Origin of the sequence: Grimontia sp. SpTr1 (genome assembly GCF_947387585.1) — a bacterium.
Lineage (GTDB): Bacteria > Pseudomonadota > Gammaproteobacteria > Enterobacterales > Vibrionaceae > Enterovibrio > Enterovibrio indicus.
In genome coordinates this window covers 1-18,204 of the sequence record NZ_CANDOD010000022.1, presented here as the reverse complement: position 1 = coordinate 18,204, position 18,204 = coordinate 1, and the positions used below count along the sequence as shown (strand labels likewise).

At 50.6% G+C, this 18,204-nt stretch carries 14 protein-coding genes and 1 pseudogene; 5 read left to right on the top strand and 10 right to left on the bottom strand.

Annotation, left to right across the window (positions count from 1 at the left end):
* Positions 1–105 precede the first annotated feature (105 nt).
* The 4 genes from QL223_RS22800 to QL223_RS22785 are packed head-to-tail and all read left to right on the top strand — an operon-like array spanning position 106 to position 4,278.
* Positions 106–1,164 (top strand): NAD(+)/NADH kinase, encoded by a 1,059-nt coding sequence (locus QL223_RS22800; protein ID WP_281546059.1) that lies wholly within the window; start codon positions 106–108, stop codon positions 1,162–1,164.
* Positions 1,161–2,150 carry a thiamine pyrophosphate-dependent dehydrogenase E1 component subunit alpha gene (locus QL223_RS22795; protein WP_281546058.1) on the top strand — a complete coding sequence of 330 codons (990 nt, stop codon included), beginning with the start codon at positions 1,161–1,163 and terminating at the stop codon, positions 2,148–2,150. Before QL223_RS22800 ends, QL223_RS22795 begins: the two co-directional genes overlap by 4 nt.
* 14 nt (positions 2,151–2,164) lie before the next feature.
* The gene (locus QL223_RS22790) at positions 2,165–3,178 is read left to right on the top strand and encodes an alpha-ketoacid dehydrogenase subunit beta (RefSeq protein WP_281546057.1); all 1,014 of its coding nucleotides are present in this window, start codon (positions 2,165–2,167) and stop codon (positions 3,176–3,178) included.
* Positions 3,175–4,278, top strand: a complete 1,104-nt coding sequence (locus tag QL223_RS22785; RefSeq protein ID WP_281546056.1) for an acetoin dehydrogenase dihydrolipoyllysine-residue acetyltransferase subunit — start codon at positions 3,175–3,177, stop codon at positions 4,276–4,278. Before QL223_RS22790 ends, QL223_RS22785 begins: the two co-directional genes overlap by 4 nt.
* 47 nt (positions 4,279–4,325) lie before the next feature.
* On the opposite strand, the gene nudC is transcribed toward QL223_RS22785, so the two are convergent.
* Positions 4,326–5,078 (bottom strand): NAD(+) diphosphatase, encoded by a 753-nt coding sequence (nudC, locus tag QL223_RS22780; protein WP_281546055.1) that lies wholly within the window; start codon positions 5,076–5,078, stop codon positions 4,326–4,328.
* Between the two features lie 142 nt (positions 5,079–5,220).
* Here nudC and rsd point away from each other — a divergent pair, with 142 nt between their 5' ends.
* Positions 5,221–5,700: a sigma D regulator gene (gene rsd, locus QL223_RS22775; RefSeq protein ID WP_281546054.1), complete on the top strand. Its 480-nt coding sequence runs from the start codon at positions 5,221–5,223 to the stop codon at positions 5,698–5,700.
* Positions 5,701–5,852: 152 nt separating this feature from the next.
* Here rsd and rpoC read toward each other — a convergent pair whose 3' ends face one another.
* The 9 genes and pseudogenes from rpoC to tuf form a co-directional block, all read right to left on the bottom strand.
* Positions 5,853–10,067 (bottom strand): DNA-directed RNA polymerase subunit beta', encoded by a 4,215-nt coding sequence (gene rpoC / locus QL223_RS22770; RefSeq protein ID WP_281546053.1) that lies wholly within the window; start codon positions 10,065–10,067, stop codon positions 5,853–5,855.
* 142 nt (positions 10,068–10,209) lie between these two features.
* Positions 10,210–14,235: a DNA-directed RNA polymerase subunit beta gene (gene rpoB / locus QL223_RS22765; RefSeq protein WP_002542037.1), complete on the bottom strand. Its 4,026-nt coding sequence runs from the start codon at positions 14,233–14,235 to the stop codon at positions 10,210–10,212.
* Between the two features lie 228 nt (positions 14,236–14,463).
* Positions 14,464–14,832, bottom strand: a complete 369-nt coding sequence (rplL, locus tag QL223_RS22760) for a 50S ribosomal protein L7/L12 (RefSeq protein WP_002542039.1) — start codon at positions 14,830–14,832, stop codon at positions 14,464–14,466.
* Positions 14,833–14,892: 60 nt separating this feature from the next.
* Positions 14,893–15,381, bottom strand: coding sequence for a 50S ribosomal protein L10 (gene rplJ, locus QL223_RS22755; protein ID WP_002542041.1), 489 nt, complete (start codon positions 15,379–15,381; stop codon positions 14,893–14,895).
* A gap of 233 nt (positions 15,382–15,614) precedes the next feature.
* A complete protein-coding gene (gene rplA, locus QL223_RS22750; protein ID WP_002542043.1) occupies positions 15,615–16,319 on the bottom strand; it encodes a 50S ribosomal protein L1 in 705 nt (234 codons plus the stop codon).
* Positions 16,320–16,323: 4 nt separating this feature from the next.
* Complete coding sequence (gene rplK, locus QL223_RS22745) at positions 16,324–16,752, bottom strand: 50S ribosomal protein L11 (RefSeq protein WP_002542045.1); 429 nt, start codon at positions 16,750–16,752, stop codon at positions 16,324–16,326.
* A 124-nt stretch (positions 16,753–16,876) separates the two neighbouring features.
* Complete coding sequence (gene nusG / locus QL223_RS22740) at positions 16,877–17,422, bottom strand: transcription termination/antitermination protein NusG (protein WP_002542046.1); 546 nt, start codon at positions 17,420–17,422, stop codon at positions 16,877–16,879.
* 10 nt (positions 17,423–17,432) lie between these two features.
* On the bottom strand, positions 17,433–17,804 hold the full coding sequence (gene secE / locus QL223_RS22735; RefSeq protein ID WP_002542047.1) for a preprotein translocase subunit SecE: 372 nt from the start codon (positions 17,802–17,804) through the stop codon (positions 17,433–17,435).
* 220 nt (positions 17,805–18,024) lie between these two features.
* Positions 18,025–18,204, bottom strand: a pseudogene (tuf, locus tag QL223_RS22730) (elongation factor Tu); the annotation flags it as partial.

The window sequence follows — 18,204 nt, the reverse complement described above, 5'->3', positions numbered from 1 at the left end:
ACCGTAAGAATAAAAACAGTAAAACCATGATATTTATGAATATATTCAAGAGTCACTGGTTGGCACGCATCTTGTTCAGTCCCTTCCACCAGCCAAGGATGAGGAATGACTGTGACAGGATTGACAGTAGGGATCATTGCCAACCCCATTTCTGCCCGCGATATTCGCCGGGTGATTGCCAAAGGCGCAAACCTGCAACTGACAGACAGAGCCAACATGGTACTTCGCATTCTGACAGGACTTGCTCAGGGTGGCATTGAGCATGTGGTGATGATGCCAGAACGGGCTGGCCTTAGAACGCATATAGAACGTGGATTACATCAGGCTTCGCTGGATAGTTTCCGAATGCCAGATGTGCGCTGGCTCTCCATGCCTGTTTCATCCACGGCGCAGGATACCCTTGATGCCAGCCATGCCATGCGCGAACTCGGTGTTTCCGCGATTGTCGTTCTTGGCGGAGACGGTACTCACCGTCTGGTGGTCAAAGCCTGTGGAAACATTCCCATTTCAGGCGTTTCCAGCGGCACCAATAATGCCTTTCCACCACTGACAGAGCCCACCATCACCGGCATCGCCACAGGCCTTGCAGTATCAGGGAGAATTCCACCCTCTCAGGCTTTCGAAGCCAACAAACTACTGGAAGTGAGGGTTAACAACACCCGTGACATTGCTCTTGTCGATGCCGCTATCGTGCAGGAACGTTTTGTCGGAGCCCGAGCCGTCTGGCGACCAGAAAGCCTTCGGGAGTTGTTTGTTACCTTTGCCGACCCCTCACTGATTGGGCTTTCTTCCATTGCCGGTCTAATCCAGCCTATCGCACGCAAAGCGCCTGTGGGCATGCACCTTACGTTTACCCGTCCACAAGAAGCACTTTATTCCGTCAATGCGCCACTCGCTCCCGGATTGCTGACGCCAGTTCATATTGAGCACAGCCAGCTTTTTGAACCCGATTTACTCATTACGCCTGTCAGCCAGCAGGGCTCTTTCGCCCTCGACGGCGAGCGGGAACTGCCATTTGGCCCTGACGATAAAGTCTCAGTCACCCTCAAACATGACGCTTTCAACACGGTCGATGTGCCGCGCTGTATGACCTTTGCCGCTGAGCATGGCCTGCTTCGCTTTCCATCGACACACACAACGACAACATTAAGGAGAAACTCATGAGTGATAATCCATTTCCACTCTCTCGTGAACAGTTGCTGGACGCATACCGGATGATGAAAACCATCCGCGATTTCGAAGAGCGCTTGCACGTCGATTTTTCCCGTGGCGACATTCCGGGTTTTGTCCACCTCTATGCTGGTGAAGAAGCCACGGCCGTTGGCATCATGATGCATTTGAATGACAACGACCGCATCGCTTCCACTCACCGCGGACACGGCCACTGTATTGCCAAAGGCGTGGACGTACACGGGATGATGGCGGAAATCTATGGCAAGGAGACCGGTTCGTGTCGCGGTAAAGGTGGCTCGATGCACATTGCAGATTTGTCCAAGGGCATGATGGGCGCCAACGGCATTCTGGGGGCTGGTTCACCGCTGGTTTGTGGCGCAGCCCTTGCCGCGAAACACCTTGGCCACGGTGGTGTAGGCATCAGCTTTACCGGTGATGGCGCATCCAACCAAGGGACCTTTCTTGAAAGCTTAAACCTTGCTGCCGTCTGGCAACTTCCCACCATTTTTGTGATTGAAAACAACGGTTATGCGGAATCAACCTCTGTGGATTGGGCGGTAGCCTGTGATTCCTATGTCGACCGCGCAACAGGCTTTGGACTGCCGGGCGTCACTGTCGATGGCACGGATTTCTTCGCTGTTTATGAAGCCGCTGGAGAAGTCATCAAACGCGCCAGAAACGGTGGTGGCCCCTCCATGCTCGAGTGCAAAATGGTGCGCTTCTTTGGCCATTTTGAGGGGGATGCCCAGACCTACCGGGCTGACGGCGAAGTGGAAGATATCCGTACCAACCGCTGTTGCCTGAAACTCTTCCGCCAGCGCGTGGAAGAAACTGGCCTTATCAACGCTGACGAATTCAACGCCATTGATGACGAAGTGGCCGCACTTGTCGAAGATGCCGTTCGCGCTGCGATTGATGCGCCACAACCACCAGCAAGTGCCCTACTGACGGATGTTTACGTCAGCTATTCAGAATAACAAGGAGAGTGATGATGGCCAGAACACTATCAATCAAGGATGCAATTAACGAAGCAATTGATCAGGAAATGTCCCGTGATCCTAACGTCATTATGATGGGCGAAGACATTGTCGGCGGTACCGGCGCACCGGGTGAAGACGATGCATGGGGTGGCGTACTTGGTGTCACCAAAGGGCTTTATGCCAAACATCCTAACCAAATGATGGATACGCCTCTGTCGGAAAGTGCCTATGTGGGTGCTGCCATTGGCGCTGCTACCTGCGGACTCCGTCCGATCGCAGAGCTGATGTTTATCGATTTTATGGGCGTCTGCTTCGATCAGATTTTCAACCAGGCCGCCAAGTTCCGCTATATGTTTGGGGGTAAAGCAGAAACGCCAGTTGTTATCCGCGCCATGTGCGGTGCTGGCTTCAGAGCCGCAGCACAACACAGCCAGATGCTCACGCCTCTTTTCACCCATATTCCAGGGCTAAAGGTGGTTTGCCCATCAAACGCCTACGATGCCAAAGGGCTGCTTATCCAGTCCATCCGAGACAATGACCCAGTTATCTTCCTCGAGCATAAAAATCTCTATGCCACTGAATCTGATGTCCCGGAAGCCCCATATGCCATTCCTTTTGGCGAAGCCAATGTGCTTCGAGAAGGAAAAGACGTCACTTTGGTGTCTTATGGCCTGACCGTAACACGTGCAATGGAAGCGGCTGAGCAACTGGCAAAGCAAGGCGTGCAGTGTGAGGTGATTGACTTACGAACCCTCTCCCCACTCGATATCGATACTGTGGTGGAAAGCGTCGAAGAAACAGGCCGTTTGGTGTGTATAGACGAAGCCAGCCCACGCTGCTCAATCGCTGCGGACGTTTCTGCACAGGTGGCTGAATCAGCCTTCTCGTCACTAAAAGCACCGATTGCCATGGTGAGCCCTCCCCATACTCCCGTGCCTTTCTCTCCATCACTGGAAGACATCTATGTACCGACCGTTGACGACATTGTCAGCGCCGTAAACCGAACGATGGGGGCGAATGCATGAGTGAGAAAATCATACCTGTGGTGATGCCCAAATGGGGGCTTTCCATGAAGGAAGGCACCCTCACAGAATGGCATGTCGACGAAGGGGATACCATTGAAGTCGGTCAGGTGATCATGGATGTGGAAACCGACAAGATTGCCAGCGAGGTGGAAGCGCCGGATGCAGGGCTCCTAAGACGCAAGGTCGCTGAGGAAGGTGACGTCTATTCGGTTCAGGCTCTGCTCGGTGTACTTGCGCCACCAGAGGTGACAGACGAAGAGATCGATGCCTATATCGCCGCCTTTGTTCAGCCCTCCTCCGAAGAAGGAGATGAGGAAGAAGCGGCCTCAGCCTATGCATTTATCGACACCGACGCAGGACGCATTCGTTACAGTCATCTGAATGCCGACGCCTCTGGAACACCTTATTTGCTGATACATGGCTTTGGCGGCGACTTGGATAACTGGTTGTTTAATCTAGATGCCCTTGCCGAAAAAGCGCCTGTGCTGGCGCTTGATCTTCCAAACCATGGACAGTCAGCGATTTCAGCAGATGTGCAGTTTAACGACCTCATCAACACTGTCGTGACTGTGATGGACAAGCTCGATATTGAGAGAGCCCATTTGGTCGGTCATTCGATGGGCGGGCTTATCAGTGGTGAACTCGCAAGGCTACATCCCAATAAGGTCGCTTCGCTGACTTTGATTGGCAGCGCTGGCCTTGGGAAAGACATTAACAGCAACTATATCCGTGGCTTTGTCGATTCAGAAAGCCGGAAAACCCTAAAACCTGTGTTGCAGCTGCTTTTTGCAGACAGCAGTTTGGTCACGCGCAATCTGGTCGATGATGTGCTCAAATACAAACGGCTCGATGGTGTAAAAGATTCACTAAACGCGCTAGCCGATCAGCTTTTTGTGGATGGCGCCCAAAGCGTTGCGCTGGATTTAGATGCGATTCCGTCACCGCTTATGATTTGGGGGGAGTCGGATGCGGTAATCCCTGCTTCGCACGCTTCAAACATCAGCAATGCAGAAGTGCACGTTCTCGCGGGGGCTGGGCATATGGTGCAAATGGAGCAAGCGGCAGCCGTTAATGCCTTGATCCTTTCCCACACCCAATAACGCTTCGGTAACCACTAAAAAGGGATGCTGCTCTGCATCCCTTCAGTCTATCCTTTGACGGCTTCAATTAAACGTCTGGCAATGGTGCCTTCCGGTGCCACCAGCGGCAGGTCATCGACATCAAACCACTGCGCGTCCGTGAGCTCTTCATAGTCTGGATTAATCTCACCGCTCTCATAGTCTGCGATAAAACCCATCATCAAGTTGGAGGGAAAAGCCCAAGGTTGACTGTCAAAGTAACGGATATTGCTGACATCTATTCCTGTTTCTTCCTTCACCTCACGGGCAACGCATTGCTCCAACGTCTCTCCCGCTTCCACAAAGCCCGCAATGACTGTATACATACCGTTTTTATGGCGAGGATGATGGGCCAACAGAATTTGGCCGCCCTTTTTAACAGCCACAATCACACAGGGGGAAACCCGTGGGTAATGAACCGTCTCACAGGCATCACACACCATCGCTGGATGAGATGGCTCGAAGCGGTTTTTATTGCCACAACGGCTACAAAACACCTGAGAATCACGCATGTAATCAATCTGAATAGCGCGCCCTGCGAGATTGAACAATTCCCCGGGCAGGTGTAACAAAGATCGCAATCCGTCTAACTCAGTTTCAGATGCATTATGTTGCCCATACGCATACACAACCTCATGCCCATCAAAGTGTCCTATGACGTAGCTTGCCTTAACCCATTTATCCAATTGATTTTTAGAGATAAGTGGCACGTTGTGATCCGCCAACCAGAGTTGTCCCCTAGTTACACAACACAGATATACAAGATCTTTTTGATCAGACATAACAACACTTCGATCCTTGCTTGGCCGGGCGATTTGAGGCACTCTAAAATCAGTAACCTGATGTTAGACAATTGATGGCCTGATTGATATGGCTGTAATCCTATAAAAGCGCTCAGGTGCGCTGATCATGAGGAACGTGGTCATGCTAAATAAACTCGAAAAAGCACAACAGCAGTGGGGCGGTTACAGTGATGTGATCGACTACTGGTTAACGTTAAGACAGGAACTGCTGGTTCAATACTGCAAAGTGGCAGGCCTTTCTGGCAACAATAAAAACTGTCTGCCAACCGAAGAAGAATTGAATCGCTTCTGTGAAGCTTTGGTGGACTATATCTCCGCCGGTCACTTCAAAATCTATGACATGGTCATGGAGCGTTGGAAAGCCACTGGTTTCTCCACAAACGAAGAGATTGATGGTCTCTACTTACATATAGTAGAAACGACAGAGCCCCTTCTGAACTTTAATGACAAGTACAGTGGATTTGTCTTAGATGACGACAATTTCGCGGGTTTTGACAACGACATCTCTACTGTTGGCGAAATCATGGAAATACGCTTCGAAAAAGAGGACATGCTGATCCAGCTGATTGCGGACAGCTTAGCAATTCCTCCCGGCGCTTAATATTTAACGTTTTCAGGCCTTCCGGTTGATGATATCCATCAGCCGGCCTTTTAGACCCCGCTTCTCGCTTCGCAAATAGTCTCTGGCTTATTGAAAATCAGGCAATAAAAAAGGCACCCCGAAGGATGCCTTTTATCAGTCATGATGCGAGATTAGTTCTCGTCGCTCAGACCTGCGTTCAGCAGTGCTGCCAGATCCTGAGATGCTTGTTCAGCATCGATTTGCGGAGCTACTGGCTCTTCTACCACGTTGCGACGCGCTTGGCGTGACTTGTGGTAAGCAAAACCGGTACCCGCAGGGATAAGACGACCAACGATTACGTTCTCTTTCAGGCCGCGCAGTTCGTCGCGCTTGCCAGATACAGCTGCTTCGGTCAGTACGCGGGTCGTTTCCTGGAACGATGCCGCAGAGATGAACGATTCAGTTGCCAGAGACGCTTTGGTGATACCCAGCAGATCGCGCTCGAAGCTTGCTGGCTGTTTGCCTTCCGCTTCCAGCATACGGTTCGCGATAGTGACGCGAGAGTATTCTACCTGCTCGCCTTCCAGGAACTCAGAGTCGCCTGAAGACAGGATAGTTACCTTGCGCAGCATCTGACGAACGATAGTCTCGATGTGCTTGTCGTTAATCTTAACGCCCTGCAGACGGTAAACGTCTTGTACTTCGTTAGTGATGTACTCAGTTACCGCACGCACGCCACGAAGACGCAGAATGTCGTGTGGAGATTCTGGACCATCGGCGATGACGTCACCTTTCTCAACCTTCTCACCTTCAAATACGTTCAGCTGACGCCACTTAGGAATCATCTCTTCGTATGGAGAACCGTCAATTGGCGTGATGATCAGGCGGCGTTTACCTTTGGTTTCTTTACCGAAGGAAACCGCACCCGTGATCTCTGCCAGAATTGCAGGCTCTTTAGGCTTACGAGCTTCGAACAGGTCCGCAACGCGTGGCAGACCACCGGTGATATCTTTCGTACCGCCAGATTCCTGAGGAATACGAGACAGAGTATCACCCACACCTACGTTTGCACCGTCTTCCAGCTGGACAATTGCTTTACCAGGCAGGAAGTATTGTGCAGGCATGTCAGTACCAGGGATCATCACAGCGTTACCAGATGCATCAAGCAGTCGAACGGTAGGACGCATGTCTTTACCCGCTGACGTACGCTCTGCAGCGTCCAGAACAACCATTGAAGACAGACCGGTCAGTTCGTCCGTTTGACGTTGAACGGTTACACCGTCAATCATGTCAACGAACTCGATACGACCTTCTACTTCAGTGATGATCGGCATGGTGTGTGGATCCCAGTTAGCCACGGTTTCGCCCGCGTTAACTGCATCGCCATCCAGCTTGCTCAGCACACAACCGTAAGGCAGCTTGTAGCTTTCCTTGGTACGGCCGAACTCATCAACGATAGTCAGCTCAGATGCACGTGAAGTGATCACCAGCTTGCCAGCGTTGTTAGTAACGAACTTCGCATTGTGCAGGTGCATAGAACCGTTGTTCTTCACCTGGATACTGCTTTCTGCTGCCGCACGAGATGCCGCACCACCGATGTGGAACGTACGCATCGTCAGCTGGGTACCTGGTTCACCGATTGACTGTGCCGCGATAACACCAACAGACTCGCCGTGGTTAACAATGTGACCACGAGCCAGGTCGCGACCGTAACAGTTTGCACAACAACCGAAGTCAGTTTCACAGGTTACGACAGAACGCACTTTCACCTGGTCAACAGAGTTTTGCTCCAGGATGTCACACCACTTCTCATCAAGCAGGGTGTTGCGTGGCGCCAGTACTTCGTCAGTACCAGGCTTGAGTACGTCTTCTGCAACCACACGGCCCAGAACACGCTCACGCAGTGCTTCTTTAACGTCACCACCTTCGATAACTGCCATCATGTTGATACCTTCTGAGGTACCACAATCAGTTTCAGTGACCACAACGTCTTGAGCTACGTCTACCAGACGACGAGTCAGGTAACCGGAGTTCGCAGTCTTCAGTGCGGTATCCGCAAGACCTTTACGTGCACCGTGCGTCGAGATGAAGTACTGAAGTACGTTCAGACCTTCACGGAAGTTTGCGGTGATTGGCGTTTCGATGATCGAGCCATCTGGTTTCGCCATCAGACCACGCATACCCGCCAACTGACGAATCTGTGCAGCAGAACCACGAGCACCTGAGTCGGCCATCATGTATACGCTGTTGAACGACTTCTGCTCTTCTTCTTCACCATCACGGTTAATCACGGTGTCGAAAGACAGGTTATCCATCATCGCTTTAGCAACTTGTTCGTTCGCTGCAGCCCAGATATCGATAACTTTGTTGTAACGTTCGCCAGCAGTAACCAGACCAGACTGGAACTGCTCCTGGATCTCAGCAACTTCAGCTTCTGCCGCTTCGATCAGGTCGTATTTTGCCTGTGGGATAACCATGTCGTCGATACCAACAGATACACCAGACAGTGCCGCGTAAGCGAAACCGGTGTACATGATTTGGTCAGCGAAAATAACGGTATCTTTCAGACCCAGTGCACGGTAACAGGTGTTCAGCAGAGCCGAGATTTGCTTCTTGCCTAGCGCCTGGTTAACGATGCTGTATGGCAGGCCTTCAGGCACGATTTGCCACAGCATTGCACGACCAACAGTGGTGTCTACCAGCTCAATTTTCTCAGAGCGGTTACCCATTTCGTCGAACAGCACTTCTTTGATACGAACCTTAACGCGCGCGTGCAGTTCTGCGCTGCCGGTACGGTATGCTTTTTCAGCTTCCGCAGGGCCAGACAGGTAAAGTGCTTCACCTTTCGCGTTAACTTTCTCACGGGTCATGTAGTACAGACCCAATACAACGTCCTGAGAAGGTACGATGATTGGATCACCGGACGCAGGAGACAGGATGTTGTTGGTCGACATCATCAGAGCACGCGCTTCTAGCTGTGCTTCCAGTGTCAGAGGTACGTGAACAGCCATCTGGTCACCATCGAAGTCGGCGTTGTATGCCGCACAAACGAGTGGGTGCAGTTGGATTGCTTTACCTTCAATGAGCACTGGCTCAAACGCCTGGATACCCAGACGGTGAAGTGTCGGTGCACGGTTCAGCAGTACTGGGTGTTCACGGATAACTTCATCCAGAATATCCCAAACGACCGCTTCTTCGCGCTCTACCATCTTCTTAGCCGCTTTGATGGTGGTCGCTAGACCACGAGCTTCCAGCTTGCCGTAGATAAATGGTTTGAACAGCTCAAGTGCCATCTTCTTAGGAAGACCACACTGGTGCAGACGCAGGTATGGACCAACGGTGATTACCGAACGGCCAGAGTAGTCTACACGCTTACCAAGCAGGTTCTGACGGAAACGACCTTGCTTACCTTTGATCATGTCAGCCAGAGACTTCAGAGGACGCTTGTTCGAACCAGTAATGGCACGACCACGGCGACCGTTGTCCAGCAGGGCGTCAACTGACTCTTGCAGCATACGTTTTTCGTTACGTACGATGATGTCAGGTGCAGCCAGATCCAGCAGGCGCTTCAGACGGTTGTTACGGTTGATAACACGACGGTACAGATCGTTCAGATCTGATGTCGCGAAACGACCGCCATCCAGTGGTACCAGCGGACGCAGATCCGGCGGCAGTACTGGAAGAACAGTCAGGATCATCCACTCAGGATTGTTTCCAGACTGCAGGAATGCTTCAACAAGCTTCAGGCGCTTGGTGATTTTCTTGCGCTTGGTTTCAGAGTTGGTTTCTTCCAGCTCTTCGCGCATCAGTTCAGCTTCAGCTGCCAGATCCATGTTCGCCAGCAGGGCTTTCACTGCTTCGGCACCCATACGAGCGTCGAATTCATCACCCCATTGCTCCAGCGCGTCCAGATACTGTTCTTCAGACAGCATTTGGCTACGCTCAAGATCGGTCATGCCTGGTTCGATCACAACGTATGATTCGAAGTACAGAACACGCTCGATGTCACGCAGAGGCATGTCCATCAGCAAACCGATACGGCTAGGCAGTGATTTCAGGAACCAGATGTGGGCAACAGGTGAAGCCAGCTCAATGTGACCCATACGCTCACGACGTACTTTGGTCTGAGTAACTTCAACACCACATTTTTCACAGATCACGCCACGGTGCTTCAGGCGCTTGTATTTACCACAAAGACATTCGTAGTCTTTTACCGGGCCAAAGATACGTGCACAGAACAGACCGTCACGCTCAGGCTTAAAGGTACGGTAGTTAATGGTTTCTGGCTTTTTCACTTCACCAAAAGACCATGAACGGATCATGTCTGGTGAAGCAAGACCGATTTTGATTGCATCAAATTCTTCGGTCTTGTGCTGTGCTTTCAGAAACTTAAGTAAGTCTTTCACATTCGGCTCCTGTGAGGAGTTGACCCATAAAAGTGCAGACACTCTGCACTTTCATATTGATACCGGAAATTCCCTTTGTATTTGAGATGCAGCCTTATTGCTGCATCTCGTTTTACGCTGGGAAGTGCAAACAAGCCTGGGCTTATTCGTCTTCCAGCTCGATGTTGATACCCAACGAGCGGATTTCTTTCAGCAATACGTTGAAAGATTCCGGCATACCCGGTTCCATGCGGTGATCGCCGTCGACGATGTTCTTATACATCTTCGTACGACCGTTCACGTCATCCGACTTAACAGTCAGCATTTCCTGCAGGGTGTATGCTGCGCCGTATGCTTCCAGCGCCCACACTTCCATCTCACCGAAACGCTGACCACCGAACTGAGCTTTACCACCCAGCGGCTGCTGAGTAACAAGGCTGTAAGAACCGGTAGAACGGGCGTGCATCTTATCGTCAACCAAGTGGTTCAGTTTCAGCATGTACATGTAACCAACAGTTACAGGACGCTCAAACTTCTCACCAGTACGACCGTCGAACAGGTTCAACTGGCCAGATTCTGGCAGATCACCCAATTTCAACAGTTCTTTGATTGCCGGCTCTGGTGCACCATCGAACACAGGGGTTGCGATTGGCAGACCGCTTCGCAGGTTCTTGATCAGCGTATGCACTTCTTCGTCAGTCAGCGTACTGATGTCCACTTTCTGACGCGTGTCACCCAGATCGTAAACCTTCTGCAGGAACTCACGGAATTTCGCCAGTTCTTGCTGCTCTTTGATCATCTTGTTGATCTTGTTACCGATACCTTTAGCCGCCAGGCCAAGGTGGGTTTCAAGGATCTGACCGATGTTCATACGAGACGGTACACCCAGTGGGTTCAGTACGATGTCTACTGGCTCACCGGTTTCGTCATACGGCATGTCTTCAACAGGGTTGATCTTAGAGATAACACCCTTGTTACCGTGACGACCCGCCATCTTATCACCAGGCTGGATGCGACGTTTAACAGCCAGGTATACCTTAACAATCTTAAGGACGCCCGGCGCCAGATCGTCACCCTGAGTGATCTTACGGCGTTTGGTGTCGAACTTCTTATCGAAGTCAGCTTTCAGTTCGTCGTACTGCTCAGCCAGTTGCTCCAGCTGAGTTTGCAGTGCTTCGTCGTCAAGAGTCTGAGAAAGCATCGCCTGACGATCCATGTTCGCCAGTTTGTCTTGGCTGTAACCAGCATTTGCCAGTACGCCACGAACACGTGCTACCAGACCACCTTCCAGAATAGAGAACTCTTCTGTCAGGTCTTTTTTGGCTTCTTTCAGCTGCATTTCTTCGATTTCAAGCGCACGCTTGTCTTTCTCTACACCATCACGGGTAAATACTTGTACGTCGATAACCGTACCAGATACGCCGTTAGGAACACGCAGAGAAGAGTCTTTCACGTCAGACGCTTTCTCACCGAAGATTGCACGTAGCAGTTTTTCTTCTGGAGTTAGCTGAGTTTCGCCTTTAGGCGTCACTTTACCTACCAGAATGTCGCCACCTTTCACTTCCGCACCGATGTATACAACACCAGATTCGTCAAGCTTAGACAGCGCAGCCTCACCCACGTTAGGGATGTCAGCAGTAATTTCTTCGCTACCCAGTTTAGTATCACGCGCCACACACTGGAGTTCCTGGATGTGGATGGTAGTCAGGCGGTCTTCCTGTACTACGCGCTCAGATACAAGGATGGAGTCCTCGAAGTTGTAACCGTTCCAAGGCATGAACGCGATACGCATGTTCTGGCCAAGTGCCAGTTCACCCAGATCAGTCGAAGGACCGTCTGCCAGTACGTCACCGCGCTGCACAGGCTCGCCTGGCATCACACATGGACGCTGGTTAATACAGGTGTTCTGGTTAGAACGGGTGTACTTCGTCAGGTTGTAGATGTCGATACCCGCTTCACCTGGTACCAGCTCATCTTCATTAACCTTAATAACGATGCGTGATGCGTCTACGGACTGAACCATACCGCCGCGTTTCGCAACAGCTGTTACGCCCGAGTCAACCGCTACTGCACGTTCAATACCAGTACCTACCAGCGGCTTATCAGCGCGCAGAGTTGGTACTGCCTGACGTTGCATGTTCGCACCCATAAGTGCACGGTTAGCATCGTCGTGCTCAAGGAATGGGATCAGAGATGCCGCCACCGATACAACCTGGTTGGTTGCAACGTCCATGTACTGAACATGGTCACGTGGGTGCAGACCTGATTCACCTTTCTGACGAGCAGTGATCAATTCATCTGTGAAAGAGCCGTCTTCGTTCAGCGCGGCGTTTGCCTGCGCGATAACGAACTGACCTTCTTCAATCGCAGATAGGTAGTCGATGTCATCGGACACTTTACCGTCAACAACTTTACGGTAAGGCGTTTCCAGGAAGCCGTACGGGTTAGTACGCGCAAACGCTGAAAGCGAGTTGATCAGACCGATGTTTGGACCTTCAGGTGTTTCGATAGGACACAGGCGACCGTAGTGGGTTGCGTGTACGTCTCGAACTTCAAAGCCTGCGCGTTCACGCGTCAGACCGCCTGGACCCAGTGCAGAAATACGACGCTTGTGCGTGACTTCTGACAGCGGGTTGTTCTGGTCCATAAACTGTGACAGCTGAGAAGAGCCAAAGAACTCTTTAACCGCCGCAGAGATAGGCTTAGCGTTGATCAGATCCTGTGGCATCACATTGTCGAGATCGCCAAGGCTCAGACGCTCTTTAACCGCACGCTCAACACGTACCAGACCTACACGGAACTGGTTCTCAGCCATTTCACCAACAGAGCGGATACGACGGTTGCCCAGGTGGTCGATATCGTCCACCTCACCGATACCGTTACGGATATCGATCAGCTTGCGCATCACTTCAATGATGTCATCGTGGCTCAGTACGCCCGGACCGGTCATTTCTTCACGAGTCAGGGAGCTGTTGAACTTCATACGGCCTACCGCAGACAGATCGTAACGATCTTCTGAGAAGAACAGGCTTTCGAACAACTGTTCTGCTGCTTCACGCGTTGGTGGCTCACCAGGACGCATCATGCGGTAGATTTCAACCAACGCGGTCAGACGGTCAGTCGTGCTGTCGATACGCAGGGTATCAGACATGTACGGACCGTGATCCAGGTCGTTGGTGAACAGGGTTTCGATCTTCTTATGGCCAGCCTGAGACAGAAGCGCCAGAGTTTCCAGGCTCAGCTCTTGGTTAGCACCCGCGATGATCTCACCGGTTTCCTCGTTGATGTAGTCACGTGCAGCAACTTTGCCCACGATGTACTCAACAGGGACTTCAATTTGTTTCACGCCGTCTTTTTCGAGCTGGCGAATGTGGCGCGCAGTGATGCGGCGACCTTGCTCGATGTATACCTTACCGTCAGCTTCAATATCGAAGCTCGCGGTTTCACCACGAAGACGATCAGGTACCAATTCCATCACCAGTGACTTGCCTTGAACTTCGAAAACAACTTTCTCGAAGAACATGTCCAAGATCTGGTCGGTGGTGTATTCCAACGCACGCAGGATGATCGATGCAGGCAGCTTACGACGACGGTCAATACGTACGTACAGCAGGTCCTTAGGATCGAATTCAAAGTCCAACCATGAACCACGGTATGGAATGATACGCGCGTTATACAGCACTTTACCTGAGGAATGGGTTTTACCCTTATCGCTGTCGAAGAAGACGCCCGGGCTACGATGCAGCTGGGATACGATAACCCTCTCAGTACCGTTAATAACAAAGGTACCATTGTCCGTCATGAGTGGAATTTCACCCATGTAGACTTCTTGCTCTTTGATGTCTTTTACGGTGCCAGCAGGTGCATCTTTGTCAAACATCACCAGGCGCAGTTTAACGCGCAGTGGTGCAGAGTAAGTTACGCCACGGATCTGACATTCTTTAACATCGAAAACTGGCTCACCGAGACGATAGCTAACGTATTGCAGCTCGGAATTGCCGTTGTAGCTCTGAATCGGAAAGACAGAGCGAAAGGCAGCTTCAAGACCGTATTGCCCTTCTGGATCCTGCTCGATAAACTTTTCAAAAGAATCAAGCTGGATCGACAGCAAGTATGGCACGTCCAGAACTTGAGGACGCTTACCAAAATCCTTACGGATACGCTTTTTCTCGGTATAAGAGTAAACCATAGGGTTCCTCAGCTCGCTGATAAGTGACCCAAACTGTCCAGACTGAGGGACAGTAACTAATAACCACCGTTTACTGTAGGAACATCAGAGGGTTAATTCCGATGTATTTGCATGGTCAGCAGTGACTAAACGGGGTGCAAAATTCACCACTGCCCTACAGCGCAAAAAGGCCGGTGGCTATTTAGCCACCAGCCATTAGCCTTTTCAGGCTAAGAAGCTAAGCAATAATTACTTAACTTCAACAGAAGCACCAGCTTCTTCCAGATCTTTCTTCAGAGCTTCTGCTTCTTCTTTAGAAACAGCTTCTTTCAGAGGTGCTGGAGCGCCGTCAACAACTGCTTTCGCTTCTTTCAGGCCCAGACCAGTCGCGCCGCGAACTGCTTTGATTACTGCAACTTTGTTTGCACCAGCAGCAGTCAGGATTACGTCGAATTCAGTTTGCTCTTCTGCAGCTTCACCGGCAGCAGCGCCGCCAGCAACAACTGCTGCAGCAGCAGAAACACCGAACTTCTCTTCCATAGCTTCGATCAGTTCAACAACTTGCATTACAGACATTTCTGCAACTGCGTCTAGGATTTGCTCGTTAGTGATAGACATAACAATTCTCTTTAAAGTCAACAATTAGTTTAAATAGCAACCAGTAAAAAGCAATGCGAATTACGCAGCTTCTTTCTGATCGCGAACAGCCGCGATAGTGCGAACCAGCTTGCCAGCAGACGCTTCTTTCATGCACATCATCAGACGTGCGATAGCTTCGTCGTAAGTTGGCAGCGTTGCCAGTACGTCAGCGTTAGTCAGCGCGCCTTCGAATGCAGCAGCTTTGATCTCGAAATCTTTGTTCTCTTTCGCGAAGTCTTTGAAAAGACGCGCTGCAGCACCTGGGTGCTCAGTAGAGAACGCAATCAGTGTAGGACCAACAAAAATGTCTTTCAGACATTCGTAGTCAGTACCGTCTACTGCACGACGAGCCAGTGTGTTACGAACAACTTTCATGTAAACACCCGCTTCACGCGCTTGTTTACGAAGAGAAGTCATCGCGCCAACTGTTACGCCGCGAGAATCAGCTACAACTGCAGACAGGGCACCGCTGGCAGCTTCGTTGACTTCAGCAACAATTGCTTTTTTGTCTTGAAGATTTAATGCCATTTGGATTTGCTCCTGGATTGTTTTTACACCACTCGCTGCTTCACAGCAGGAGAGTAATTACGGCGCAGATCCAAGAAAGAAATATATCTATCATGTTCCTGGCACCGTCTACGTAGGTAACGATTAAGTCTTACTTATGTAAGACGCCTACGGTCTTGGACGAAGTTCGGCAAGCCGAACTTAGCCATAAATTTGAAGCGACGAATTATACAGCAACTCATCGCTTCAAGCAATTAGTTTGCTTGTGCGTCCAGAGTGTTCTGGTCAACCGCAACACCTGCACCCATAGTGGTAGAGATGCTTACTTTCTTGATGAAAGCGCCTTTCGCTGAAGAAGGCTTAGCTTTCTTCAGAGCTACCAGCAGAGCTTCCAGGTTACCTTTCAGCTTGTCAGCGTCGAAGTCAACCTTACCGATGGTGGTGTGGATGATACCGTTCTTGTCGTTACGGTAACGAACCTGACCAGCTTTAGCGTTCTTAACTGCTTCAGCAACGTTAGGAGTTACAGTACCAACTTTCGGGTTTGGCATCAGACCGCGAGGACCCAGGATAGTACCCAGTTGACCTACAACGCGCATTGCATCTGGAGATGCGATAACTACGTCGAAGTTCATTTCGCCTTTCTTAACTTGCTCAGCCAGGTCTTCCATACCAACGATGTCAGCACCCGCTTCTTTAGCAGCTTCAGCGTTCGCACCTTGAGTGAATACCGCTACGCGGATGTCACGGCCAGTACCGTGTGGCAGTACAGTTGCGCCACGAACGTTTTGGTCTGATTTACGTGCATCGATGCCCAGGTTAACAGCAACGTCTACACTTTCAACGAATTTAGCAGTAGCCAGTTCTTTCAGAAGAGCAACAGCTTCGTTGATGTCGTACTCACGAGTCACATCAACTTTCTCGCGGATTACGCGCATGCGCTTAGTCAGTTTTGCCATTGTCTTAACCCTCTACTACCAGACCCATTGAACGAGCGGTACCAGCGATTGAGCGTTTCATCGCTTCAATGTCTGCACCAGTCATGTCTTTCGCTTTAGTTTCAGCGATTTCCTGGATCTGAGCGTCGGTAACAGTACCAACCTTCTCAGTGTTAGGACGGCCTGAACCAGACTTAATACCCGCTGCTTTCTTCAGCAGAATTGCTGCAGGTGGAGTCTTCATTTCGAAAGTGAAAGAACGGTCGCTGTATACAGAGATAACTACTGGAGTTGGCAGACCTTTCTCTAGAGATTCTGTACGTGCGTTGAACGCTTTACAGAATTCCATGATGTTCACGCCGTGCTGACCCAGAGCTGGACCAACTGGTGGACTTGGGTTAGCCATACCAGCTGCAACTTGCAGCTTGATGTAAGCTTCTACTTTTTTAGCCATTACTAAATACCTAAATTTGGGTTCAAACGTCTACTTTCGACAAGCAGACTCCCCGTTTAACAAAAGGGCGCGAAATTGTATTCAAATTTCGCGCCCCTCGCAACTGTTACCGAGCAAAAAATGATCAGGATTTTTCTACTTGGCTGAATTCCAGTTCTACCGGTGTTGCACGGCCGAAGATAGAGACAGATACCTTTAAGCGGCTCTTCTCGTAATCGACTTCTTCTACCACACCGTTGAAGTCCGCAAATGGGCCTTCAGTAACACGGATAACTTCACCCGCTTCATACACAGTTTTGTGTACTGGCGATTCGCTCGCTTTCTCCAGACGGTTCAAGATAGCGTCTGCTTCTTTATCAGAAATCGGCGCTGGGCGATCTGGTGTACCGCCGATGAAGCCCATTACACGTGGTACGCTACGCACCAGGTGCCATGACTCATCGTTCATCAGCATCTGAACCAGAACATAACCTGGGAAGAACTTACGCTCGCTCTTGCGACGCTGACCTGCGCGCATTTCAACTACTTCCTCGGTCGGTACCAGTACCTCACCAAAGAAGTCTTCCATCTCGTGCATTTTGATATGTTCTTTCAGCGACTTCGCTACACGGCCTTCAAAGCCAGAGAAAGCCTGAACAACATACCAACGTTTTTTTGGAGCTTCGCTCATGTAGTTAACCTCACACGCCAGTGAATAGGCGGACCAGACGGACCATGATTCCGTCGATGCCCCACAGGATGAGCGCCATGACGACAGTGACAGCCAGAACGATGAGAGTGGTCTGCAAAGTTTCCTGGCGAGTAGGCCATACCACTTTACGCACTTCCATACGCGATTCACGTGCAAAGGTGATCGCTGCTTTACCTTTGGCAGTTAGTGCGGCAACACCACCAGCGGCGGCAACCAACACAACTACAGCTGCAGCTCGTAGCACGACAGACATATCACTGTACAGGCTATTTCCCACTACCGCTACGGCCAATAAGGCAAAGACCACAACCCATTTCAGGGCGTCCATTGACCCGGTTTGGGCTTCAGCATTCGCTTTCATACATTCTACCTGTAACTAGTCTACTTCATAGACGACAACAACCTCGCGTCAGCGAGGTAAAAGAACAAGGAAAATAGCTTTAGATTCATATGATCGTCTATTTTCTTATCCCTAAAACAATGTTCACTGCAGCAAATCGGTGAAAAAAAGTTCAATCCAAAGATTTGGCGCAGAAAAAGGGCATCAAATGATGCCCTTTTTGCTAGTCCGTCGTCAAATCTTATTCGACGATTTTAGCAACAACGCCCGCACCAACAGTACGGCCGCCTTCACGGATTGCAAAGCGCAGACCTTCGTCCATCGCGATTGGTGCAATCAGAGTTACAACCATTTGGATGTTGTCGCCTGGCATTACCATCTCAACGCCTTCTGGCAGTTCGATAGTACCGGTCACGTCAGT

What these genes read in the sequence shown, in the direction of transcription:
- QL223_RS22795 (WP_281546058.1), top strand. Translation starts at nt 1,161, where the DNA reads ATGAGTGATAATCCATTTCCACTCTCTCGTGAACAGTTGCTGGACGCA.
- rplL (WP_002542039.1), bottom strand. Translation starts at nt 14,832, where the DNA reads ATGTCTATCACTAACGAGCAAATCCTAGACGCAGTTGCAGAAATGTCT.
- rplJ (WP_002542041.1), bottom strand. Translation starts at nt 15,381, where the DNA reads ATGGCATTAAATCTTCAAGACAAAAAAGCAATTGTTGCTGAAGTCAAC.
- nusG (WP_002542046.1), bottom strand. Translation starts at nt 17,422, where the DNA reads ATGAGCGAAGCTCCAAAAAAACGTTGGTATGTTGTTCAGGCTTTCTCT.
- QL223_RS22785 (WP_281546056.1), top strand. Translation starts at nt 3,175, where the DNA reads ATGAGTGAGAAAATCATACCTGTGGTGATGCCCAAATGGGGGCTTTCC.
- rpoB (WP_002542037.1), bottom strand. Translation starts at nt 14,235, where the DNA reads ATGGTTTACTCTTATACCGAGAAAAAGCGTATCCGTAAGGATTTTGGT.
- QL223_RS22790 (WP_281546057.1), top strand. Translation starts at nt 2,165, where the DNA reads ATGGCCAGAACACTATCAATCAAGGATGCAATTAACGAAGCAATTGAT.
- rplK (WP_002542045.1), bottom strand. Translation starts at nt 16,752, where the DNA reads ATGGCTAAAAAAGTAGAAGCTTACATCAAGCTGCAAGTTGCAGCTGGT.
- rsd (WP_281546054.1), top strand. Translation starts at nt 5,221, where the DNA reads ATGCTAAATAAACTCGAAAAAGCACAACAGCAGTGGGGCGGTTACAGT.
- QL223_RS22800 (WP_281546059.1), top strand. Translation starts at nt 106, where the DNA reads ATGACTGTGACAGGATTGACAGTAGGGATCATTGCCAACCCCATTTCT.
- secE (WP_002542047.1), bottom strand. Translation starts at nt 17,804, where the DNA reads ATGAAAGCGAATGCTGAAGCCCAAACCGGGTCAATGGACGCCCTGAAA.
- nudC (WP_281546055.1), bottom strand. Translation starts at nt 5,078, where the DNA reads ATGTCTGATCAAAAAGATCTTGTATATCTGTGTTGTGTAACTAGGGGA.
- rplA (WP_002542043.1), bottom strand. Translation starts at nt 16,319, where the DNA reads ATGGCAAAACTGACTAAGCGCATGCGCGTAATCCGCGAGAAAGTTGAT.